This is a genomic window from Nonomuraea sp. KM88, from assembly GCF_052245635.1.
Classification (GTDB): Bacteria; Actinomycetota; Actinomycetes; order Streptosporangiales; family Streptosporangiaceae; genus Nonomuraea.
Map to the genome: position 1 here is coordinate 15,585 of NZ_JBQQCC010000027.1, position 22,277 is coordinate 37,861.

The following is a 22,277-nucleotide window of genomic DNA, read 5'->3' on the forward strand; positions in this document are numbered from 1 at the left end:
GGGGGGACATGGTGACGGAGCAGAGGCCGGCGAACCCGCTCAAGGGCGTGCCGCCACGCGTGTGGCTGGCACTCGTCCTGCTGGTGCTGGCGATCGTGTTCATCCTGCAGAACAGGCAGGACACGGCGATCCAGTTGTTCATGGTCGTGGTGACGGCGCCGTTGTGGATCACGCTGGTGGTGTGCGTCGCCCTCGGGATCCTGATCGGCGCGCTGATGAGCCGCAGGGGCAGACGGGCACGATGACGCGCGCCACCCGCATCATCGCCCGGCGACCCGATGTGGTCATCGCATGCTGAGCGGACTTCGAGAGCGCGTGCTGCCCGAGGTACAGCGCCGCCCGCTCGGGGATCTGGTCGAGAGCCTGGATCTGTCCTCGGGTGACGTCCGGTCGAAACGGTCGGCGTTCTGGACGATGCTGACGCTGTCGGCGGTGATCGCCTCGGCGGGACTGCTCACCGATTCGACGGCCACGGTGATCGGCGCGATGATCATCGCGCCCCTGGGCACGCCGATCATGGGCATCGCACTGGCGTCGGTGCGAAGTCGCGGCCAGGGGACGATCGGATTCGTGTTCTTCGGCAGCCTGCTGGTCGTCGCCATCGGGCTGGCGTTCTCGGCGCTGCTGCCGGCCTCCTACGAACTGCTCGCCAACAGCCAGATCGCGGGGCGCACCTCTCCCAAGCTGATGGATCTGGTGGCAGCGCTCGCCACGGGGCTGGCCGGCGCCGTGGCGTACGCGCGCCGCGACGTCTCCGCGGTGCTGCCCGGCGTGGCGATCGCGATCTCCCTGGTCCCGCCGCTGGCCGTGGTGGGGGTGTGTCTCGGCCGTGGCGCGGGCTGGCTGGCACTCGGTGCGCTCGTGCTGTTCCTGTCCAATCTGCTGGCTCTCGTACTCGGCGGCATCGTGGTGTTCACGGCCACGGGGTACAGGGCTGAGGCCGCCGCCGTGTCCGGCCGGAGTCACCGCCGCACCCGGCTCGTTCTGGGGCTGCTGCTGGTCGTCGTGGTCATACCGTTGTCGGCCAACACCGTGCTGAGCTGGCTGCTGACCGCCTGGAGCGCGCGGGCCAAGGCCGTGGCTGCCGAATGGATCTCCGGTGTGCCGAACTCGTCGATCGCCGGCGTCGACGTCGTCTCCCGGGAGCTGCACATCCGCGTGCAGACGCCTGGTGATCTGCCGCCGGTCCCCGGCCTGCTCAATGCTCTTCGCGGACGCATTCCGGACGGGGTGCCGATCGTGATCGAGACCACGCAGGGAAGCACGATCCATGCTGGGCGGATTGGTGCGACCTCATGAGGGTTTGACCGTTCTTGCTGTCCGCTGACGCATCACGTCCGCGTCCTGCGCAGCCGTCCGCCCGGCTACCTGGTGAGCTCCGGCCCGGTGATCACCGCCAGCCGGCTCGGCAAGGTGATCGGGCGGCACACCTCTGGCCAAGGTCAGAAACCTGTCTTGTGACCTGGTCAAATGCGGTTTTGCGGTGCAGCGCTGGAGGAAAGACCAAAAACTGGGCGATCTGCTGCCGCCGTGGCCCGGCCGATCGGAGTTTGGTTGATGCGCGACAGATCACCGCGTTTTCCCATCCACCTGGACAGACATCATCTGCCCGAGCCGGAGTGGGACTACGCCGATGCGAAGATCGGCATGTACGCGACCGAGTCGACCCCAGACTTCCCGAAGCCGCACAAGGCTCCGCACGGGGCGCCGAACATCCTGCTGATCCTGCTCGACGACGTGGGCTTCGGCTGGCCGAGCGTGAACGGAGGCCTGGTCAGGATGCCGACGGCCGAACGGCTGGCAGCAGGCGGACTGTTCTACAACCAGTTCCACACCACAGCGCTGTGCTCCCCTTCGCGTGCGGCGCTGCTGACCGGGCGCAATCACCACACCGTGGCCACCGGAGTGATCCAGGAGATGGCCACCGGCTACCCGGGCTACAGCGGCATCATCCCGAAAGGCACCGCGACCCTCGCCGAGCTACTCAAGCACACCGGCTACACCTCGGCCTGGTTCGGCAAGAACCACAACGTGCCCGACAACCAGACCAGTCCGGCGGGCCCGTTCGACAACTGGCCGACGCATCAGGGCTTCGACTACTTCTACGGGTTCATCGCCGGTGAGACCGACCAGTTCTTCCCGTCGCTGTACCGGAACACCCAGCCGGTGGAGCCGCCGGCACGGCCGCAGGACGGTTACCAGCTCACCCGAGACCTGGCGGATGAATGCATCGGCTGGATCGGCAAGCAGAAGACGATCGCTCCCGGCCGCCCGTTCCTGGCCTACTTCTCCCCAGGCGCGGCGCATGCTCCTCACCAGCCGCCGCTGGACTGGCGTGGACGCAACGAGGGCCGCTTCGACATGGGCTGGGACGCCTACCGCCGGATCGTGCACCAGAGTCAGCTGGAGCGCGGCACCATCCCGCCGGGCACCCGGCTCACCGAGCGGCCGGAGCAGATCCCGTCCTGGGACAGCCGGCCCGCAGAGCATCGCCGGCTGTTCGCCCGTCAGGCGGAGAACTTCGCCGACTTCCTCGAGCACACCGACCACGAGGTGGGCCGCGTCGTCGACGCGATCGAAGAGCTCGGCGAGCTGGACAACACCCTGGTGATCTACATCATCGGCGACAACGGCTCCAGCGCCGAAGGATCCCTGGTCGGCACCCCCAACGAGATCATGAGCCTCAACGGGCGCCAGCCCACGATCGACGAGGCGATCGGCCGCTCCCAGTTCCACCACGTCATCGACGTCACTCCGACGCTGCTCGAAATCGTCGGCATGACCCACCCCAAGGAAGTGAACGGGTACGTCCAGAAGCCGATCGAGGGAACCAGCTTCGCCTACACCTTCGACACCGCCCATGCCGACGCACCGAGCCGCCACACGCGGCAGTACTTCGAGATGCTGGGCAACCGGGCGATGTACGCCGACGGCTGGATCGCCTCCTGTCGGCATGGACTGCGTCTCACCCGTCTGCGACGACTACGCCGGCAAGGGCCCGTTCCCCTTCACCGGCAAGATTCACGAGGTCACCTTCGACTTCCCGGACGTCACCCCGCCGACGGGGCACGAACGGCTCGAACTCGCCACCCGGTTGGACTGACCGCCATCATGCGATCGGGGCCGGATGGGTGATCGGTTCTGGGACAGCGCGTAGTGGAGCCGCCCGGTCCAGGGTTTGACGGGCTCAGTGCTGATCGTAGAACTCCTCATTCCTTCGCCGGCCATCACCGCGACGGCTGCGAACCGTCTTTGGGGGGGCGCCGCCTCGCGGATGAGCTCGATCGCCCGGCGGGCCAGCGACTCCACCGAACTCGGGGCACACCAGAGTCATACGGCGGCGATGTCGAGCTGCTTGTTCTTCATGTCGGTGCCGTTCAAGATCTTGCCTATTGCCGGGCCGATGACAGGAGCGTGCGTGAGGCGCAGCATCGCGGCCCGGATGATCTGTTCCCTGCGGTCGTGGGGCGTGAAGAGCCTGCGCATGGTCAGCGCGCTGTCCTGCTCTGCTTGGATGAACGGCCGCATCCTGGCCTCCCACGCCCGCAGCGCGCTGGGCAGGTCGTCAGGGTGCCGTCGCAGCATGGTGCCCAGCAGTTCGCCCCCGGCCATGGCGCTGGAGGCGCCCATGCCCGCGTACAAGGTCACGCACCAGGCGGCGTCGCCGACCAGGGCGACGCGGCCGCGGTGCCAGCGGGGCATCCTGACCTGCTGCACGGAGTCGAACAGGAAGTCCGGGGCCTGCTCGAACCGGGTGAACAAGGTCTCCAGGAGGCGTCCGGTGGCCTCGGGGCCGAAGGCGGCGCGGAGCGACTCGATCGGCGGGCGGGCGAACTCGGCGTCGATGTCGCCGGTGCGGTAGGAGAACAGCAGGCTCGGCGGGTGGTTGTCGTAGGGGAAGGTCCATGCCGAGCGTCCGGGCTCGGCCAGGATCAGGCCCTCGTGCTGCGTGAAGCCCTCGATCGGCCTGTCGAGCAGGGTGACGGCGATCATGTAGTTGAGCGGGTGCAGGTACTCCTGCGGTCCGAAGGCCAGGCTCCGCACGGTGGAGCGCAGGCCGTCGGCGCCCACCACCAGGTCGAAGCGCTCGGTGACGACGGCGCCTGAGGCGGTGTCGTGCAACGTGACTTCGGCGGCCGTGTCGTCCTGGGTGATGCGGGTGGGCACGGTGGAGTAACGGATCTCCACGTCGCCCGGCAACGCGGAGAACAGCCCCTGCTCGACATCGCCGCGCAGCAGTTGCAGCGGTCTGCCCGGCAGCGTTGACGGGTTCATGCCCGGGGTTCGGCGTCCCGCCCGATTCACCTCGTACGCCCTGAGCAAAGGGCTCCCGCGGTCACCGATGGCCTCCAGCACACCCAAACGGCGAGCGGAGGCCACGCCGGTGCCGAACAGCATGACGAAGTACCCTCCCGAGCGGCGCACAGGCGCCCGCTCGATCAGCACCGGCTCCCAGCCGATCTGCCGTAGCCGGAGCGCGGTCGCGATTCCCGCGATCCCGAGCCCGACCACCAATGCGCGGCGGCCACCATCTTGCATGACGACTCCCTTCCACAAACTGCTTCTTCAGCTCGGTCCCGGCGCGCAGCCGCGGACCGCTCGGCGTTCATCAGGGCGTGGGCGCCCATCACCCCACCCGCCAGGAATGGGGTGATGGGCTGACAGATCAGGCGGACGGGGCGGCGTGGGCCTGCGCCGAGAGGTCGAGCCAGTCGGCCCAGGTCTTGAGCCGGTCGGCGTAGACCTGCTGGAGCATCGAGAGGTTCTGGGTGCCGAAGAACACCCGCAGGGGCGGGTCGGGTAGGTCGGCGAGCTTGAGTATGGCCTGGCCGGCGGCGGTCGGGTCGCCGAAGTCGATCGTCTGGGCGTACGCGGCTAGGGCCTGGCGGGCGGCGTCATAGTGCGGGCTGGGCGAGGCTTTGACCGCGATGGTGGGCGCGCCGGTGGCGTAACTGCCGGGCTCCACGATGGTCACCTTGATGTCGAAGCCGGCGACTTCCTGGGCGAGGCTCTCACTCAGGCCTTCCAGAGCCCACTTGGACGCGCAGTATCCGCCGCCGAGGGGGAAGGCGGCGACGCCGGCGGTGGAGGAGATCTGAATGATGTGCCCGGAACCCTGCTCGCGCAGGTGAGGCAGCGCTGCCTGGACGACCCGTAGTGGGCCGAACAGGTTGGTCTCCATCAGGGCGCGCAGGTGTTGCTCGGTCACCTCCTCGACCGCGCCGAACAGGGCGTAGCCGGCGTTGTTGACGATCACATCCAGGCGGCCGAAATGTTCCTTGGCCCGCGTCACGCTCTCGCGGACGGCGGCTGTGTCGGTCACGTCCATATCCAGCGCGAGCACCAGGTCGCCGTAGGCGGTGACCAGGTCATCGAGGCTTCGAAGGTTGCGGGCGGTGGCTGCCACCCGGTCGCCGCGGGTCAGGGCGGCCTCGACGAAGCTGCGGCCAAAACCGCGCGAAGATCCGGTGACGAACCAAACCTTGCTCATGATCTCCTTCTTTCTGCTAGGGGATGCGAAGCGGCGTAGGCGGCCTGCTGAGGCCGGAGACTAAGATCTGGCCGTCGGCGGTGACCGGCTCGGTGGCGACCAGGCCGTCCAGGGCCAGGCCGTGTTTCCGGACCGGCTGGGGCGCGGCACGAAGACCGGGCTGCCCGACGTCACCGCCGTGCAGGCGGCCAAGGCCTGATCGGGCGCGCTGGATGTGATGATGTCGCCGCCGAAGCCACGCTCCGGAGAGTTCCGAGGCGGTGCTCATGGTGTTCCTTTCGTTACGCCGGCTGGCCGGGCCGGTAGCCGCCGCCGGGCGCGTTTCCTTGGGTGTGTTCGTGCTGGACGTGACCGTGACGTGCACCACACGACCGCATGCCATGCGTTGTCAGGTCCTCCGCGTTCCGAGAGCTGGGCACGTCTTTCCCGGGACGAGACAGCGGGCCGTTCCGTGACATCGGAAAGACCCGGTCGGGCCGGGCCGGCCAACTGGAGGGCGGCCGGGTCGGGGGCGGCCGGACGGGGTGATGTCACAGAACTGACGAGCTATTTCGTCTCCCGGCGGAAGGCAGGCGTCGGGGCTGGGAGGGTGAGGGGTTTGTTGTGCGGGTGTTCGTGGCCGGTGGGCCAGGGTGTTGGGGCGGCGGCTGATGCCGAAGCCTCGAACAGCCAGTGGCTGGCCCGGCCGCTGGCCGGGAAGACGGCGGTGACGATGACGGCTCAGGGACGTGGCTTCTCCAACGCCAAAGTCAAACGCGAACTCGGCTGGCGATCGTGCTGTCCATCCTGGCGGCAGGGCTTCAAGGAGGAGCTGGTATGACCCGGACGGAGGAGTTCGAACAGTGGCGGCCGCTGCTGTTCTCCATCGCCTACCGGATCCTGGGCAGCGTGAGTGAGGCCGAGGACGCAGTTCAGGAGACCTGGCTACGCTACGAGGCCTGCGCGACCCGGCCCGCGTCGGTCAAGTCGTTCCTCTCGGCCATGGTGTCTCGCATCGCGATCGACGTGCTGCGCTCGGCACGCATGCGGCGGGAGGAATATGCCGGGCAGTGGTTTCCTGAGCCGCTGCTGGCCGACCCCTACGAGGACCCGGAGCGGTCGGCGGAGCTCGCCGACACGGTTTCGATGGCGGCCCTGCTGCTGCTGGAGCGGCTCAGCCCGCTCGAACGCGCGGTCTTCGTGCTGCGGGAGGTGTTCGGGTTCCGCTTCGGTGAGGTCGCCGCGGCGATTGGGCGCTCTGAGGCGGCCTGCCGCCAGCTTGCCGTACGAGCGCGCCGCCACATGGACGCCGGACGTGCCCGGTTCGAGGCCGATCGCCGCGAGCGGGACGAACTCGCCGGCCGCTTCTTCGACGCCTTCCGCGAAGGTGACGTCGACGGGCTGCGCGAGCTGCTGGCCGCCGACGTGCAGATGGCCGGGGACAGCGGCGGCAAGGCCCCGCTGTGGGGAGACGGAGTCTTCGGCGCCGAGAGCGTGGCCCGGATGCTGGCCGGGTTCGTCGCGCCGTTCATCCGGATCGGCGGTGTCGTGGAACCACATGAGATGAACGGCCAGCCAGGCGCGATCTTCCGCGACCAGGGCGGCAAGATCGTCAACACGCTGACGCTCGACATCCTGGACGGGCAGATCCAGACCATTCGCGCCGTGATCAACCCCGACAAGCTGCGGCATCTGGGCCCGGTGGCGGACGCCTGGGCGGTCGTCCGCGAGACCAACCGGGTCCGCCGGCTCGAAGACTGACGCCCGCCCTGCTACAGGCAACGCGCGGACACCTCCAGCTCCTGGCCAACGCCACGACATCGACCTCGGACAGAACCAAGGAAGGACCCTGGTCACGCGCATCGCGGTCTTCGGCGCCAACGGCCCCACCGGCCGTCTCCTCACCGGCCAGGCACTCGCCGCCGGACACCATGTCGCGGCGATCACCCGGCAGCCGGACTCGTTTCCCCTGCACCATGAACGGCTCGACGTCATCAGTGCCGACGTGCACGATCCACAGGCCGTCGACGCCGCCGTGTCGGAGCGAGATGCGGTGCTGTCGACGCTCGGCGTGCCCGCCGGAAAGGAACCCATCACCACCTATTCACGCGGCGTGGCCAATATTGTCGCCGCGATGAAACGGCACCGGGTGCGCCGGCTTGGCGTGGTGAGTTCGAGCGGGGTCGACCCGCACCCGTACTCCGAGGGCGGGTTCCTGTTCAATCGGGTGGTGCTGCCCTACGTGACGCGCGTGCTGGGCAAGTCGATGTACGACGACATGCGGAGAATGGAATCGCTTCTTCGCGCCGACGATCTCGATTGGACGATTCTCCGTCCAAGCGGGCTCTTTCACCTGCCGTCGGTCACCGACTACACCGTGCGCAGGGACCGGCTGGTGCACGGGCACTAAGCGCTCTGGGTGACGTACGCCGCCGCGGCGATCTCCCCCAATGCCTGCCCGGTCACCTTGGACATCTCCCTGGCCGCTTCCGCCGACCCGGTCCGGATGCCCACGAAGGCGGCGAAGGTCAGCCGCCGCCCGCCGGGCAGTTCGACGTACCCGGCCAGGGCCTGGCGGTTCATCCACGTGCCGTCCTCCGTCCCCAGGCTGGTGCCGGTCTTGGCGTGGACGTGACCCGCCGCCGGCGAGTCGGGCTGGACGTCCTTCAGGGTCCCGTCGCGGCCGAGGATCGGCAGCGCGTCGCGGTAGTGCCGGAAGTGGGGTTGCCGTGCCATGTAGGCCAGGAACTCCACGAAGTATCGCGGCGTGTAGCGGTTCTGCTCCGACCCTGGGGGCGACGAGTCGAACCCGGCCCTTTCGAGCAGCTCCCGCCGTACCCGCTGCCCGGCCGCCTTGGGATCGTCCGGATCTCCCCCGGCGACGGCCCCGACCAGGTAGGGGAACACCTCCGTGTGCAGGTTGCTGCTGACCTTGAGCATCGGCTTGAGCTGGTCGGGCAGCGCCGGGGAGAGATGTTCGGCGACCAGCCGCCGCCGGGTGCCGGACCCGGTCGTGGCGGCGGAGTCGACGCGCACGCCCTTTTCGCGCAGCGCCCGCGCGAAAAGTGCCTGGGCGAAGGCCGCCGGTTCCGGGACGAAGTAGGCGCGGAACAGGCCGGGGCTGTCGTCGGTGATGTCGCCGGTCAGGCTCACCGTACGCGTGCCGTCGGGGTGGCGTACGTCGTCGGCGAACGTCAGCGGACGCGCCGAAGCCGCTTCTGAGGCGGCGATCGTCCGTACCTTGTTGACGATGCGGACGTATTCGGACTGCGGCGAGATCTCCAGAACGGCGGGTGCCCCGGGACGGCGGCCCGGTTCGACGGTGACGTCCACGAGGTTGTCGTTGACCATGACGGGGGAGATGGTGGCCGTCACGTTGTTGGCCAGGCCCTCGGTGCCTTCGCGATAGAGCGAGACATCCACGAGTACGCGCCCCTCGACCCGCCTGATGCCTGCCGCCACCTGGGTCGCGAGCGAGCGAAGCTCTCGCAGGGGGTCGCCGCCGATCGGTCCGGCGCCGGGAGTGGTGTGGTACGTGTGGTCCGGGTCGGGCAGCGCCAGGCTTCCGTCCGCGCGCAGACGTCCCGACAGCAGCAGGTCGCCGCCCGCCACGAGCACCAGGTCGCCGTGGAGCACGCCACCGCGTACCGGCCCGGTCCGGTGGACGCGAGTCGCGAAGCGCCGATCGTGCCCCAGCGCCAGGAACGCCGTGCCCCCGACGAACACCTTCGACGACGACCCGGCGACGAACGGCTCGCCGGTGTTGAGCTCGTAGATCGACTCCCCGGTGTCCGGGGCGTAGAACTGCGCGCCCCAGTGAGCACCATCGAACGCGGGCCGCGCCATGATCTCCTCGATCCTGCGGGCCAACTCGGCGTCCGGCCCGGCCTGGGCTCCACGCGGCATCGCGGTGACGGCCCCGGCCAGCGGGGCGGCGCCCAGCAGGCCGAGCACGGACCGCCGCGACGGCCGCCAGATCTCTGGATGGGTCGGATTCGTGTCCACCAGCTTGTCCTCGTTCGTCGGGAATCTCGGTCTGGAGGGCCGCTCGGGGCCTTCGACGAGGCATTGAACGCGGAGGCCTGTTTCCTGGCTGTTTCGCCCCGGGGTGGCCGTGGTGGTGGAAACGCTGAGGAAACAGCAGATCTGCCACAAAGGACGGCGTACGTCTCAGCGTGTGCGTGCCCATCGAGGAAGGAACGTGAAGTGAACCGAAGGACGGCGGCCGGGCTGGCATGCACGATGCTGGCCCTGAGCATCACCGCTCCGGCCCCCGCAACCGCTACCGCCCGGCCGGAGATCGGCGACGTACGGCAGGCGATGCGGGCCCTGGCCAAGACGCCGGGGGTGGTGGGGGCCATCGGGGAGGCGTACTACGGCGGCAGGCGCATCGGCGGGGGCACGGCCGGGTCGCGCCTGATCGACGGCGCGGGCGGCAAGATCCCCACCGGCGCCCGCTACCGCGCCTGGTCCCTGACCAAGCAGCTCACCGCCACCGTGCTGCTGCAACTGGTCGAGGAGGGCAGGCTCGGGGTGGACGACAGGCTGAGCGAGGTCCTGCCGGTCGTGGCCGGACAGGATCTGGTCGAGCGGGCCGACGAGATCACCGTACGGCAGATGCTCCAGCACACCTCCGGCATCCCCGACTACACCGGGCATCCGGAGCTGAGGCCCTTCGACGATCTCACCACCCGTCACTCGCCGCTCGACCTGGCGAAGATGTCCCGCGAGCGGCCCAGGCAGCAAGAGCCGGGTGAGCGGTTCAGCTACTCCAACACCAACTACATCCTGCTCGGGGCCGTCATCGAGCGGCTGACCGGCCGTACGCTCGCAGAGGAGTTCCAGCGGCGGCTGTTCAAACCCCTCGGCATGACCCGCACCTACCTGCCCGTGAAGCCAGGCCAGGGCATCGAGGGGCCGCACGGGCACGGCTACTATCCGGGGCCGGGCGGCACGGTGCGCGACGTGGACCGGATGAACACGAGCAGTTTGTGGGCGGCCGGCGGGCTGGTCTCCACCTCGCGCGACCTGACCACGTTCTACGGTGCGCTCGCCCGGGACCGGCTGTTGCCCGCCCGGCTCCGGGAGGAAATGACGTACCCGGTGGAGGAGCAGCCGGTGTGCGGCGGCTCGGTGACCTCGTACCGGGGCTCCGGACCCGGCGGGCTGGCCCTGACTTTCACCTCGGCGGACGGCCGCCTGCAGTTCGCGCTGTCAGCGACCACCAGCATCGCCGAGCAGGGCCGCGTCCGCCCAGCCCTCCAGAAGGCCGCCGAAGCCGTGCTCTGCCCTGGCACGTGACCGCTTCAGCAGTAGGCGTGCGGACACGCCGGAGAACGGACACAAGCGCAGACGCAGGCACGAGCACAGGAGCACAGACATGACCATGGGTACAGACGCAGGCGCGAGTACGGGCATGGTGCGGTCGAGAGCCACGGTGATGGCGGCGGTGACGTGCACGCTGATGCTGGCCACCACCACCGCCACCGCCACCGCCGGTGTCACGGCGGTCGACGTCGTGGGAGCCGGTGTCGCAGTAGCCCCCGCCGCGGGGGTCGGTGCGGTCGGCTCGACGGGCGCCGACCGGGGTGTGCCTCCCTGCGCCGAAGTCTCCGGCCAGCCACCCTCCGGCAGGACCCCGCCGGGGGTGACAACGAAACCCAGCACGACCCCTTCGGCGACCGCCACCCGGACGAAGGCCGCGGAATCGACGGCCACGGCTACGGGTATCACGACTGTCGAGCAGGCGTACTCCTGTGTCCTCGACCACTACTACGCACGCGACCGGCTCGACCACCGTGCTCTCCTCGCCGCCGCCTTCGGCGGGATGACCGTCGAGCTCGCCCGGCTCGATCTCGACCGTCCCGATGCCGTGATGCCGCCGCTGCGGGGTGACAGGGCCGCCGACTGGGACGCCTTCGCCGCCACGTACGAGCGCGTCACCGCCGCCCTGTCCGACGGCGCGTCGCGGCGGGAGGCGCTGGCCGCGGCTGCCGTCAAGGCGATGGTCGCAGGTCTGCACGACAACCACGTCCGCTGGGCCCGCTCCGCTCCCCCGTCGAGCGAGCCCCGCTCCACCCCCAAGCCGGGCGAGCGCGGCCGGACCCCCTCACCCGGCGACCGCCGCCAGGCATCGCCCCCGACCGGCTCCCGCCGGACGCCGGACCCGGGTGAGCCACAACAGAGGTACGGGCTGGGGATCGCCACCTCCTACACCCCTTACCACGCCTCCCATGCTCCCCATCGGGCTCAAGCACCGCTGCACATCACCGCGGTGACGGGCGGGCCGGCCGCCGAGCGAGGGCTGCGGGCCGGTGACATCATCGAGGCCGTCAACGGCGCGCCGCTGTTCGCCGGAGGGGTGCTGTCCACCGGCGCGCTCTCCATGCTCTTCCCGACCTCCGCCGACGCGGATCCCGTACGCCTGGCCCTGCGGCGCCCCGCCACCGGCCGCACGTGGGCCGTCACTCTGAAGCCCGAGCGGTTCACCTCGACGGTTCGGAACGTGACGGCCACCCTGCTCGGCGGTGACGTCGCCGCCGTCCGCGCGGGCGCTTTCATGCCTGGCACGGCCGATGAGGTGCGAGCGGCCATCTCCGAGCTGGGCCGACGCGCCGAACGGGGGCAACGTGCCGCACCTGGCGAGCGGGCCGGATCGGGCAAGGCGACCTCAGGCAAACGCGGCCGCCTGCGTGGTGTCGTACTGGATCTGCGCGGCAACACCGGTGGCTCGCCGGACGAGGTCGCGCGCCTGCTCGGTGCCCTCGCCCACGGCAAGGTGACCGGCTACACCTGTGACCCCGGCGGCGCCTGCGACCCGCACCGCACCGACGACACCGTGCCCCTCCTGAACCTGCCCGTAGCCCTGCTCACCGATGGCATCTGTGCCTCCGCCTGCGACCATTTCACCGGCGCGGTCAAGCGTCACAGGCTCGGGCCGGTGATCGGCACGCGTACGTCGGGGATGGTGTCGGGGGTCGCCTACCCGTACGCCCTAAACGACGGCAGCACGCTGATCCTGCCCACGCAGTACGGGCTCGGCCCCAACCGTGAGATCGTCAACGGCATCGGCGTCCCTCCCGACCACTTCGTCCCCCGAACCGCCGAAGACCTGTCCGCCGGCCGCGACCCGGCCATGACCAAGGCACTCACCCTGCTCCGCGAACCCTCATGACGGCCGGCGATCCGCGATGCGACCCGCCGGGCCTTCAGCCACAGTCCGGTCGTGACCAGGCAGGGCATGGGCCAGGGCGATCCCGCAGGCGCCGGCAGCACACCCTGATCGTTGAGCGGCGCGACCAGCGGCGCGGTGAACCCGGGGCAGCGATTCAAGGGCTGCTGACCACCACCGTCAGGCCACCAGGCCGCGACGGTAGGTCCGTCGCGGAGGTTGAGCTCCGCCCCGGTCCTGACCGGTTCAGGCTCGGGCCGGCCTCCACACGGTGCCGCGGCGATCGTGCCCGATCCACTCCTCGATGGTGACCGCCAGGCGCGGCTCGCCGAGCTCGCGCTCGATGAGGTAGAGCGCGAGGTCGATGCCCGCCAGCCAGCCGCTGCTGCTGGTGACGATGTTCCCGTCGTCGACGAGGCGGGCCTCGATCACCTGCGCGCCCCAGCTGGCCAGCAGCTCGTGCCCGGGACGGTGGGTCGTCGCCGGGCGGCCCTTGAGCAGGCCGGCGGCCCCTATGTAAAGGGATCCGGCATCGGAGCCCGCCAGGATCAGCCGATCACCGCCCCGGCGTCTGGCGTCGGCGATGTGCCGCGGAATCGGCCCGTCGACGTCGTTCTCGATCCAGCCACCGCCGATGACCAGCACATCCGCACGCTCCGGGGTCCACTCCACCAATCCGGCGTAGCGGGTGCCGTAGCATCCCGTGACCTCGGTGGCGCCGTCGGCGGTGACCAGCACGGATTCGACGTCCGCACCGAGCAGCCTGGCCCGGCAGAACACGTCATGGGGCAGCAGGGTGTCCATGTCGGCCACACCCTCGAACATCATCACCTCGACTCGCACGCCGCCACACTAGGCGTCGGGCGGCGAGAACGGTGAGTGACTGTAAAGCCATGTTTCGCTAGATTCGCGCCATGACCCGTGTCGCCGTGCTCGCCACCGAGGGCGTGGTCGGGTTCGAGCTCACCATTCCCTGTCAGGTCTTCGGCTCAGCCGTCGACCCGCAGTCAGGCGCCCCCCTGTACGAGACCTTGGTCTGCGGCCGCCCCATGGAGATGACGGCCACGGCCGCCGGGAAGGACGCCTTCCGCCTCGTCCCGCCCCATGATCTGGACGCGGTCCGCTCCGCCGACACCGTCATCGTCCCCGCCAGCCAGAGGGCGACGCCGAACGAGCCGGAGCTGGACGCGATCCGCGACGCGCACGCGGCAGGCGCGCGGATCGTGTCCATCTGCACCGGGGTCTACTTCCTCGCCTGGGCCGGCCTGCTCGACGGCCGGCGGGTGTGCACCCATTGGGCACACGCCTCGGACCTGGCACGCAGGTTCCCGCGGATCCTGGTCGAGGACAGGCTCTACGTCGACGACGGCGACATCGTGACCTCCGCCGGCATCAGCGCCGGGATCGACATGTGTCTGCACCTCCTTCAGCGTGATCACGGCGCGGCCGTCGCCGCCTCCGCCGCGCGCCGGATGGTCCTCGCGCCCCACCGCGCGGGCACCCAGGTCCAGTTCGTCGAGACGCCGCTGCCCTCCGACGGCAACCGCCTCGACGACACCATGGCGTGGATGCGCCGGCATCTCGCCGAACCCTTGACCCTGAAGGACATCGCCGCGCATGTCGGGGTCAGTACGCGGTCCCTGACCCGCCATTTCCGGCAGCAGACCGCCACCACGCCGATCCAGTGGCTCATCCGGATGCGGTTGGCCGCGGCTCAGGAACTGCTTGAGGAGACCCGGATGGGTGTCCATGACATCGCCACCGCCACCGGCTTCGGCAACGCGGCCTCCCTTCGCCAGCATTTCACCCGCGCTCTCGGGACCACGCCGACCGCCTACCGCAGATCCGCACGGCCCAGCCCCAAGTAGCGTCGCCGAGCTCGCCGACGGGGTGGCGCGAGCGCGCCCCGACGGCGGCGGTCCGCGCACACGCCCCCGACGTGCGCCGCGACGACCTGGCGCACGCGGTCCGCGTGGTGGCGGCGGGCGAGTCGCTGCTCGCGCCGGCCGTGACCACGCGGCTGATCTCCGAGTTCACCTCGCGGCCCGCGGCCGGGGAGATGAGGACCCTGGACGTGCTGACCGCGAGGGAACGCCAGACGCTCTACCGCCGTTTCTGCTGGTCACGACCTGGCTGACCACCGCCGACTCCGATCTGATCCCATCCTTTGCCGCCAGCGCCGTCCGCTCCGGCTGACCGCCACAGTGCCGCGAACCACGGCGTCACCCGCCCGCAACTCGCACGCCATGTCGGGCCCGGGGTCATGGCTGGCTGAGGACGCGGCGCAGGGCGGTGGTGGCGGCGGCGAATTCGGTGTCGTCCAAAAGCGTGCGGCCCCATTCGAGCAGTGGCCGTCGCGCCTGCTGGATGCGGGTCACCATCTCGTGCCCGTGCGGGGTCAGCGTGAGCTCGACGTGGCGGCGGTCGTGCGCGGACGGATGGCGGTGGACGAGCCCGGCGTTGTGGAGGCGGTCCACGAGCCGGCTGGGGTTACCGGTCTCGGCGATGAGGCGGGACCCGAGCTCGCCGAGGGTGAGAGGCTGGCCGTCGGCGAGGATGAGGATCGCCTCGGCCTGGACCACCGTGATGCCCAGCGGCCGCAGGGCCTCGCTGAAGCGTCGGTTGATCTCTCGGTGTACGGCCTTGACCGCCAGTACGAACTCCAGCACCTGGTCCACGGAACGGCATCTTACTTGAATCGATGACATGACGTAGATATCGTGCGTCATATCGTTAGATGACATGACGCACATCTCGGAGAGCGATATGCGCAGCACCGTCCTGTCGCGGACACCGACGTTTCACTTCGAAGCCGTCCGGGGCCTGTGGTCAAGCCCGTTCGACGGAGCCGACTACGGCGAGGTCGTCTCGGCGGTCTCCCGGGTGCGCCCCGGCGACTTCGAGTCCTGGCACCGGCAATGGGCCCACCTGGCCACAACCACGTGGGGCCGCGCCGAACGCCTGAACGACCCGGTCTCGCGGGGCAAGGCCCTGCTGCGGGCGAGCAACTACATGCGCACCGCCGAGTTCTACCTCGCGTCCGGCGACCCTCGTCGCGTGGACCGCGCCAGCCGTTCCCGGGCGTGGTTCGACGCCGGGCTGGCCGCCCTCGGCGTGGCCGCCACTCGCTCGCGCGTTCCGTACGAGGACGCGGAGATGGAGACGATCTTCCTGCGGTCACCGCACCCGGATGCCCGGGACGTGCTGGTGGTGCACGGGGGCTTCGACTCGCTGAGGCGGCACTGCGATCCCGGCGCCATCATCGGGGTGGGGGTGAACTTCGGTGGCCACCTGCTGGCCCGGGCGGCCGCGATGGAGAAGCGCTACGACGCGATCGTGCTGCTCGACTACTTCCCCGGCATGTTACGAGCCTTCGCCCACAAGATGCCCCGGCTGCTGCGCGGGCGGATCGGCGCCATGCCCGCCTGGCTCCGGCTTCTGATCAAACTGAACGCGCGTTACGACGCTGAGCTGCGCTGGGCGCTCGGCAACGCGTTGTGGACGTTCGGCGTGTCCACGCTGCCCGCGCTGGTCCCGGAAATGGGCAGGTACGACGACCGCGCGTGGGCCGGCGCCATCGAGGCCGACGTCCTTGTGCTGCTGGGCGAGGACGAGCACTTCTTCGACAACAGCCTCGCCCACGACTTCGCCCGCCGGCTGACCGGCGCGCGCTCGGTCCGGGTGCACGAGTTCCCCGAAGCCGAAGGCGGGGGTCTGCACTGCCAGAACGGGGCCGTCCACCTCGCCCACGAGGTCATCTTCGACTGGCTGTCCACCGTCAAGGAGGCCGGCCGATGAGCGAGCCGATCAAGCACGGCCGGATGGTGGTGCGGCGCTTCGGCGACGCGGAGACGCTGGAACGGGCCGAGGCGGTCACGCCTGCCCCCGCGCCGGGCCAGGTCAGGATCAGGGTGCTGGCCGCAGGAGTCGGCTACACCGACGTGATGGCGCGCAAGGGCGAGTACCTCTTCCAGAGGGGACGTCCGTTCAGCCCGGGGTACGAGCTGGTGGGCGAGGTCGTGGACCACCACGTCGACGCGCCGCCGCCCTGGCTGGTGCCCGGAACCCGGGTCGCCGCCTGCCTGACCGGGATGGGCGCCTACACGGAATATGCGAACCTGCCCGTACGGATGCTGGCCCCCGTACCGGATGGCCTGGACACCCTGGTGGCCTCCGCCCTTCCGCTGGACTACCTGACAGCGCTGAGCCTCCTGGACCGGCATGGCCGGGCCCGCCCGGGCGACACCGTCCTCATCCACGGCGCGACCGGCGGCGTGGGCGACGCGCTCTGCCAACTCGGCGCGCACCGGCGCCTGGCCATGTACGGCACCGCCTCCGAGCGCAGCCTGCACCTGCTGGGCGACTACGACATCGTCCCCATCGACTACCGCCGCCAGGACGTCACCCAGGTCGTACGCGCCCGGCACCCCGAGGGCGTCCACATCGTCTACGACCACCTCGGCGGTACCGCCCTGCGCGCCGGCCACCGCCTTCTGGCCCCGGGCGGCGTGCTGGTCAGCTACGCGTTCATGGGCCGGCCCGGACACGTGCTGGCCGACACCGTCCGCGGTGCGCTGCGCAACCGCATGCTGAACCTCGTGCCGGGCCGGCGTACGGCCGTCTGCTCGCTGCCCCGGGAGATCGCCGCGGACCCGCCGCGGCACCAGGCGCTGCTGACCCACCTGTTCGAGTTGGCGCTCGCGCGGGGCATCCGGCCACGGATCGGCGCGTGCTTCCCGCTCGCCCAGGCCGCTGAGGCACATCGGACACTCGAACGACGGGACGTCCACGGGAAGATCATCCTCACCATGTTCTGACCCCGGTTGCCACGGCTGTTCGTGGCGTCCAAACGAACAGAAACGTGCAAGGCCGAACACCCCTTCGCCTCCACCGGGCATGGGCGCCGAAGGACGCGATTCACTATTCGATTCTCGGTGTTCGAGAATCCCGCAACCAGGCACACGGGGATGTGCTCGAAGCATTCCGCGGCTACCATCGCCTTCTCTCGACCATGACCCCGCAATCGTGATTGAGAACTGCCCCCGTTCGAACGAGTGGCCTACCACTATGACGAGGGGCGCCTGGTCGACCAGAACGGTCGCCGCCGCGCCACCATCCGGACCAAGAGCTTCTCGCGCGGCCGGCTGCTGGACCTCCTGCGCCCCGACATGGAGGCCGTGCTGGCCGAGAACCTTCCGGCCGAGGTCGAGCTGCGCTACAGCACGGCGCTGGCCGGCGTGGCCGGCCGCACCGACGGCGTGGCGGTGACGCTGGAGGACGGCACCGTCCTGGAGGCCGATCTGCTTGTGGGCGCCGACGGAATCCATTCGACCGTCCGCCGGCTGGTGTTCGGGCCGGAAGGCCGCTACCTGCGCTACCTGGGCCTGCACACGGCGGCGTTCACCTTCGACGCGCCGGACCTGCACGCCGCAACCGAGGACGCGTTCTGCCTCACCGACTCCGTCAACCGGCAGATGGGCTTCTACGCGCTGCGCGACGGCCGGGTCGCCGCGTTCGCGGTGCACCGCAGCGCCGACCCCACGGTTCCGGACGACCCGCGGGTGGCGATCCGGCGGGCCTACACCGGTCTGGGCTGGGTGACGCCGCGCGCGCTGGAGCAGTGCCCGCCGGCCGAGGAGATCTACTACGACCAGGTCGCGCAGATCGTGCTCCCGGAGTGGAGCACCGGCCGGGTCGTCCTGCTCGGGGACGCCGCCCACGCCGTGTCGCTGATCGCCGGGCAGGGCGCGTCGCTCGGGATCGCCGGCGCCTTCCTGCTCGCCAGTCGGCTCGCGCACGCACCGACGATCGAGCGGGCCACCGCCGAGTTCGAGCGCCTGTGGCGGCCCGTGGTGGAGGACAAGCAACGCAACGCCCGATCGATGGCCCGCTGGTTCCTGCCCTCAACACCGACCGACCTGCGCATCCGGCGCATCATGCTCAGCCTGACCCGGGTGCCCTTCGTCACCGGCTACCTGAGCTCCATCCTGGCGGGCAAGGACACCAAGCTCGCCGACGTCATGCGCCAGGCATCCGGCACCGCGACCGAACCGGCGGTCGCGTAGCGGCCGCTCCGACCATCGTCGCAGCCTGGCGATCCGGTGCCCTGGGGTGGACGGTGCCGGTCTTCACGCCAGTCATGATCGAGAGTCGCCCCGCACGCGTGTCCGACTTATCGGCATCGAACGGCTCTCGGCGAGGAGGCGTACGTGCTCGTCGGCGGCACGCCGCGCGTCCGTGCGGGCGATGACCGTGGTGGTGCCATGCGGGCCGCGAGCATGGTCGAAGAGCGTCTGCTGGGCGAACCGGGCGAGTTCGCGGGTGGCCGGTGACAAGGCGTGGCCGCGGCGCGTGACGAGCGCGATCGTGTCGTACATCGGTTCGGCGAACCGGGCCACGTGCAGGCCGACCGGGAATGTGGCGCTGGCGACCGCCGCCCGGCACGCGAGCGTGTCACCCACCCCGGCCTGGACCAGGGTGAGGGCCGAGGCGAGGTGTTCGACCTCGATGAGGGGTTCGATGCTGACGCCCGAGAGCCGGGCCCGGGTGGCGAGCTGGCGGCGCGCGGGGTCGGTGTCGCCGTAGTGGGCGTCGTAAAGGATCATGGGGGCGGTCGCCACGTCGGCGATGGTGCGCGGGGTGGCGGCGCGGCCGGCGTCCGCGGTGATGTAGACGACCTCGTCGCGCACCAGCGGGGTCACTGCGAGGCCTTCATGGTCGACCGGCAGCGTCACCATTCCGGCCTCGATCTCGCCTCGCTGGACGGCCGCGGCGGTCTCGGTGGAGTTCTGGCCCACGAGCCGGACCCGGACCGAGGGGTGGCGGCGGTGGAAGCGCAGGGCCAGCTCCGACAGCGCGTAGAACTCCGCGTTGCGCAGCAGGCCGAAGGTCGCCGTGCCGCCCTCCAGGTCGCGTAGCGCGCGCACGGCCGTGACACCTTGATCGGCGGCGGCCAGGGCCTGCTCGGCGAAGGGGGCGAGTTCGTCGCCCGCGAGCGTGCTGACCAGCCCTCGGCCCGCTCGGCGGAACAGTTCCATGCCCAGTTCGTCCTCCAGCCGGCGCACCAGCTCCGATACGGACGGCTGGGTGAGCCCGAGGCTGCGGGCCGCCGCGGTGAACGAACCGCCCTTGCGCGCCTCCATGAACGCCTGTAGCTGCTGCAGGGTCATAGGGAAACCCTATCGGTGGGACTGGAGTCGGCCCCGTTGTGCGATGTCCGACCGCCGCCTATGCTCCCTGAAATCCCTTTTGACCAGCAGCGATGCGGATATTTCCTGGACAGGAGTGGCATGCGGAAGACAGTCAAGGGTACGGCGGCCGGCGTCGCCGTGGCGGCGGGTGCGCCCCCTCATGCGGTGGCCGCGGAGATCATCGACGATGTGCGGCGGAACGGGGACGCGGCGGTCCGCGCGCACTCCGAGCGGCTGGACCGGTGGGCGCCGGCCGACTTCCGGCTGGGCGAGGAGCAGATCGAAGAGTCGTTGCGCCAGGTGGACCGGCAGACCCTCGCCGACATCGAAGAGGTGCAGGCGAACGTCCGAAGGTTCGCCGAGCGGCAGCGGGCCTCGCTGCGCGACTTCGAGGAGGAGACCCAGCCCGGCGTGCTGCTCGGGCAGCGCAGCATCCCGGTGGGTGCGGTGGGCGCGTACGTGCCGGGCGGGCGGTACCCGCTGCTGGCCTCAGCGCACATGACGATCGTGCCGGCCAAGGTCGCCGGCGTGCCGAGGGTGGCCGCCTGCACGCCGGTCACCGGGGGCGAGCTGCCACACGCCACGATCGCCGCGATCCACCTGGCGGGGGCAGATGAGGTCTACCTGCTGGGCGGGGTGCAGGCGGTGGCGGCGCTGGCGCTGGGGACGGAGTCGATCCAGCGGGTGGACATGCTGGTGGGACCCGGCAACGCCTACGTCGCCGAGGCCAAGCGCCAGTTGTTCGGCCAGGTCGGTATCGACCTGTTCGCCGGGCCGACCGAGGTGCTGATCGTGGCCGACGACAGCGCCGACCCGTTCACGGTGGCCGTGGACCTGCTGAGCCAGGCCGAGCACGGCCCCGACTCGCCGGCCGTCCTCATCACCACCTCGGACGGCCTGGCTGAGGCGACGCTGCGCGAGGTGGACGAGCAACTGGCGAAACTGCCCACCCGTGACGTGGCCGGGCCGGCCTGGCGGGATCACGGCGAGGTCGTCGTGGTGGACGATCTGGATGAGGCGTTCGCCGTGGCGGACGAGTACGCCAGCGAGCACGTCCAGGTGCTGACCCGGGAGCCGCGCCTGGCCCTGGACCGGCTGCGTAACTACGGCTCGCTCTTCCTCGGGGAGCGCACGTGCGTCTCCTTCGGCGACAAGGTCATCGGCACCAACCACGTGCTGCCCACCAGGAGGGCCGCCCGCTACACGGGCGGGCTGTGGGTGGGCATGTACCTCAAGACCGTCACCTACCAGGAGGTGACCACCGACGCCGCCAGCGCCTACCTCGGCGAGCTGTGCGGCCGTGCCGCCCGGGCCGAACGCTTCGAGGGACACGCACGCTCGGGCGACCTGCGGGCCCTGCCCAAGGGGCAGCGCCCGGCCTGGGCCTGACCTGCTGGGAGGAACCATGTCCATCGTCCGTACCGTGCTCGACGACATCGACCCGTCCGCCCTCGGGCACACCCAGCCGCACGAGCACCTGCTCGCCGACCTGACCCGTCCGCTCCCCGCCCGCGCCACAACGAGCGAGCGGGCGATCGACAACGCGCCGATCACCCTGGACAACCACTACCGGGTACGCCGCCACCACCCCGCCGAGGACCTCCGCCTCGACAGCGTGGACGTCGCCGTGGCCGAGCTACGGCCCTATACCGAGGCGGGCGGGCGCACCATCGTGGACGCCACCAGCATCGGGCTCGGCCGCGACCCGCGAGGGCTGGCCGCGGTGTCCCGGCGCAGCGGCGTGCACGTCGTCATGGGCTGCGGCTTCTACTACCGCGACTACCACCCGCACGACGTGACGAGCAGGGACCGGGACGACCTGGCCGCGGAGATCGTCTCCGACGTCCGTACCGGCGTCGGCGACACCGCGATCAAGGCGGGGATCATCGGGGAGATCGGGCTCAGCCATCCGCTGCACCCGCAGGAGGAGAAGGTGTTGCGGGCCGCCTGCACGGCGCAGCGGGAGACCGGCGCGGCCCTGATGATCCACCCCGGCCGCGACCCGCGCTCGCCGGGACAGGCGCTCGACATCATCGCCGCCGAGCACGTCGACCCGGCCCGGGTCATCATGAGCCACGTCGAGCGCACCGTCTTCTCCGCCGCCGAGATGCGGGCCATCGCGGCCAGCGGATGCTACGTGGAGTTCGACCTGTTCGGCCAGGAGTCCAGCTACTACTCGCTGGCGCCGATCGACATGCCGAACGACGCCACCCGCGTGGACTACATCGCCGATCTGATCGACGGCGGCTACGCGTCCCAGATCCTCATCTCCCAGGACATCTGCCACAAGACCAACCTGATGCGGTACGGCGGCGAAGGCTACGCCCACATCCTGGAGCACGTCCTGCCGCTCATGCGGCGCAAGGCCGTCAGCGACGCCCACATCGCACAGATCACCATGGCCAATCCCGCTCGCGCGCTCGCCTTCGCCCCCTGATCGCCAGGC

20 protein-coding genes are annotated in these 22,277 nt (G+C 70.3%); 14 read left to right on the plus strand and 6 right to left on the minus strand.

Features of this window, described 5'->3' with window-relative positions:
* Positions 1 to 8 precede the first annotated feature (8 nt).
* From ACTWPV_RS44950 to ACTWPV_RS44960, 3 genes are all read left to right on the plus strand, one after another.
* A complete protein-coding gene (locus ACTWPV_RS44950; RefSeq protein WP_443156489.1) occupies positions 9 to 245 on the plus strand; it encodes a lipopolysaccharide assembly protein LapA domain-containing protein in 237 nt (78 codons plus the stop codon).
* A 46-nt stretch (positions 246 to 291) separates the two neighbouring features.
* Positions 292 to 1,299, plus strand: coding sequence for a DUF389 domain-containing protein (locus ACTWPV_RS44955; RefSeq protein ID WP_443156490.1), 1,008 nt, complete (start codon positions 292 to 294; stop codon positions 1,297 to 1,299).
* Between the two features lie 258 nt (positions 1,300 to 1,557).
* Positions 1,558 to 3,135 carry an arylsulfatase gene (locus ACTWPV_RS44960; protein ID WP_443156491.1) on the plus strand — a complete coding sequence of 526 codons (1,578 nt, stop codon included), beginning with the start codon at positions 1,558 to 1,560 and terminating at the stop codon, positions 3,133 to 3,135.
* 195 nt (positions 3,136 to 3,330) lie between these two features.
* Here the strand turns inward: ACTWPV_RS44960 and ACTWPV_RS44965 are convergent, their stop codons facing one another.
* Positions 3,331 to 4,539 (minus strand): FAD-dependent monooxygenase, encoded by a 1,209-nt coding sequence (locus ACTWPV_RS44965; RefSeq protein ID WP_443156492.1) that lies wholly within the window; start codon positions 4,537 to 4,539, stop codon positions 3,331 to 3,333.
* 127 nt (positions 4,540 to 4,666) lie between these two features.
* The gene (locus tag ACTWPV_RS44970) at positions 4,667 to 5,491 is read right to left on the minus strand and encodes an SDR family NAD(P)-dependent oxidoreductase (protein WP_443156493.1); all 825 of its coding nucleotides are present in this window, start codon (positions 5,489 to 5,491) and stop codon (positions 4,667 to 4,669) included.
* 816 nt (positions 5,492 to 6,307) lie between these two features.
* Between ACTWPV_RS44970 and ACTWPV_RS44975 the strand changes: the two genes are divergently transcribed.
* Positions 6,308 to 7,231 carry an RNA polymerase sigma-70 factor gene (locus ACTWPV_RS44975; protein ID WP_443156494.1) on the plus strand — a complete coding sequence of 308 codons (924 nt, stop codon included), beginning with the start codon at positions 6,308 to 6,310 and terminating at the stop codon, positions 7,229 to 7,231.
* 100 nt (positions 7,232 to 7,331) lie between these two features.
* Positions 7,332 to 7,880, plus strand: a complete 549-nt coding sequence (locus tag ACTWPV_RS44980; RefSeq protein ID WP_443156553.1) for an NAD(P)-dependent oxidoreductase — start codon at positions 7,332 to 7,334, stop codon at positions 7,878 to 7,880.
* Here the strand turns inward: ACTWPV_RS44980 and dacB are convergent.
* Positions 7,877 to 9,475 carry a D-alanyl-D-alanine carboxypeptidase/D-alanyl-D-alanine endopeptidase gene (gene dacB / locus ACTWPV_RS44985; protein ID WP_443156495.1) on the minus strand — a complete coding sequence of 533 codons (1,599 nt, stop codon included), beginning with the start codon at positions 9,473 to 9,475 and terminating at the stop codon, positions 7,877 to 7,879. The genes ACTWPV_RS44980 and dacB overlap by 4 nt on opposite strands.
* A 201-nt stretch (positions 9,476 to 9,676) precedes the next feature.
* Here dacB and ACTWPV_RS44990 point away from each other — a divergent pair, with 201 nt between their 5' ends.
* Together ACTWPV_RS44990 and ACTWPV_RS44995 are read left to right on the plus strand one after the other, a co-directional pair.
* On the plus strand, positions 9,677 to 10,771 hold the full coding sequence (locus tag ACTWPV_RS44990; protein WP_443156496.1) for a serine hydrolase domain-containing protein: 1,095 nt from the start codon (positions 9,677 to 9,679) through the stop codon (positions 10,769 to 10,771).
* A gap of 79 nt (positions 10,772 to 10,850) precedes the next feature.
* Positions 10,851 to 12,644, plus strand: a complete 1,794-nt coding sequence (locus tag ACTWPV_RS44995) for a S41 family peptidase (protein WP_443156497.1) — start codon at positions 10,851 to 10,853, stop codon at positions 12,642 to 12,644.
* Positions 12,645 to 12,887: 243 nt separating this feature from the next.
* Here the strand turns inward: ACTWPV_RS44995 and ACTWPV_RS45000 are convergent, their stop codons facing one another.
* Positions 12,888 to 13,484, minus strand: coding sequence for a DJ-1/PfpI family protein (locus ACTWPV_RS45000; RefSeq protein WP_347649584.1), 597 nt, complete (start codon positions 13,482 to 13,484; stop codon positions 12,888 to 12,890).
* Positions 13,485 to 13,555: 71 nt separating this feature from the next.
* Between ACTWPV_RS45000 and ACTWPV_RS45005 the strand changes: the two genes are divergently transcribed.
* Both ACTWPV_RS45005 and ACTWPV_RS45010 read left to right on the plus strand, forming a co-directional pair.
* Positions 13,556 to 14,509, plus strand: a complete 954-nt coding sequence (locus tag ACTWPV_RS45005; protein ID WP_443156498.1) for a GlxA family transcriptional regulator — start codon at positions 13,556 to 13,558, stop codon at positions 14,507 to 14,509.
* 71 nt (positions 14,510 to 14,580) lie between these two features.
* The gene (locus tag ACTWPV_RS45010) at positions 14,581 to 14,778 is read left to right on the plus strand and encodes a hypothetical protein (RefSeq protein WP_443156499.1); all 198 of its coding nucleotides are present in this window, start codon (positions 14,581 to 14,583) and stop codon (positions 14,776 to 14,778) included.
* Positions 14,779 to 14,902: 124 nt separating this feature from the next.
* On the opposite strand, the gene ACTWPV_RS45015 is transcribed toward ACTWPV_RS45010, so the two are convergent.
* On the minus strand, positions 14,903 to 15,319 hold the full coding sequence (locus ACTWPV_RS45015) for a MarR family winged helix-turn-helix transcriptional regulator (RefSeq protein WP_443156500.1): 417 nt from the start codon (positions 15,317 to 15,319) through the stop codon (positions 14,903 to 14,905).
* A 64-nt stretch (positions 15,320 to 15,383) separates the two neighbouring features.
* Here ACTWPV_RS45015 and ACTWPV_RS45020 point away from each other — a divergent pair, with 64 nt between their 5' ends.
* The 3 genes from ACTWPV_RS45020 to ACTWPV_RS45030 all read left to right on the plus strand — a co-directional run bounded on the left by ACTWPV_RS45020 (position 15,384) and on the right by ACTWPV_RS45030 (position 18,706).
* Positions 15,384 to 16,439, plus strand: coding sequence for a hypothetical protein (locus ACTWPV_RS45020; protein WP_443156501.1), 1,056 nt, complete (start codon positions 15,384 to 15,386; stop codon positions 16,437 to 16,439).
* A complete protein-coding gene (locus ACTWPV_RS45025; RefSeq protein WP_443156502.1) occupies positions 16,436 to 17,458 on the plus strand; it encodes a zinc-binding dehydrogenase in 1,023 nt (340 codons plus the stop codon). Before ACTWPV_RS45020 ends, ACTWPV_RS45025 begins: the two co-directional genes overlap by 4 nt.
* A gap of 237 nt (positions 17,459 to 17,695) precedes the next feature.
* The gene (locus ACTWPV_RS45030) at positions 17,696 to 18,706 is read left to right on the plus strand and encodes an FAD-dependent monooxygenase (protein ID WP_443156503.1); all 1,011 of its coding nucleotides are present in this window, start codon (positions 17,696 to 17,698) and stop codon (positions 18,704 to 18,706) included.
* A gap of 72 nt (positions 18,707 to 18,778) precedes the next feature.
* Here ACTWPV_RS45030 and ACTWPV_RS45035 read toward each other — a convergent pair whose 3' ends face one another.
* The gene (locus ACTWPV_RS45035; RefSeq protein ID WP_443156504.1) at positions 18,779 to 19,810 is read right to left on the minus strand and encodes a LysR family transcriptional regulator; all 1,032 of its coding nucleotides are present in this window, start codon (positions 19,808 to 19,810) and stop codon (positions 18,779 to 18,781) included.
* Positions 19,811 to 19,930: 120 nt separating this feature from the next.
* Here ACTWPV_RS45035 and hisD point away from each other — a divergent pair, with 120 nt between their 5' ends.
* Positions 19,931 to 21,220 carry a histidinol dehydrogenase gene (gene hisD, locus ACTWPV_RS45040; RefSeq protein WP_443156505.1) on the plus strand — a complete coding sequence of 430 codons (1,290 nt, stop codon included), beginning with the start codon at positions 19,931 to 19,933 and terminating at the stop codon, positions 21,218 to 21,220.
* 16 nt (positions 21,221 to 21,236) lie between these two features.
* The gene (locus ACTWPV_RS45045; RefSeq protein ID WP_443156506.1) at positions 21,237 to 22,268 is read left to right on the plus strand and encodes a phosphotriesterase family protein; all 1,032 of its coding nucleotides are present in this window, start codon (positions 21,237 to 21,239) and stop codon (positions 22,266 to 22,268) included.
* Positions 22,269 to 22,277: the final 9 nt, after the last annotated feature.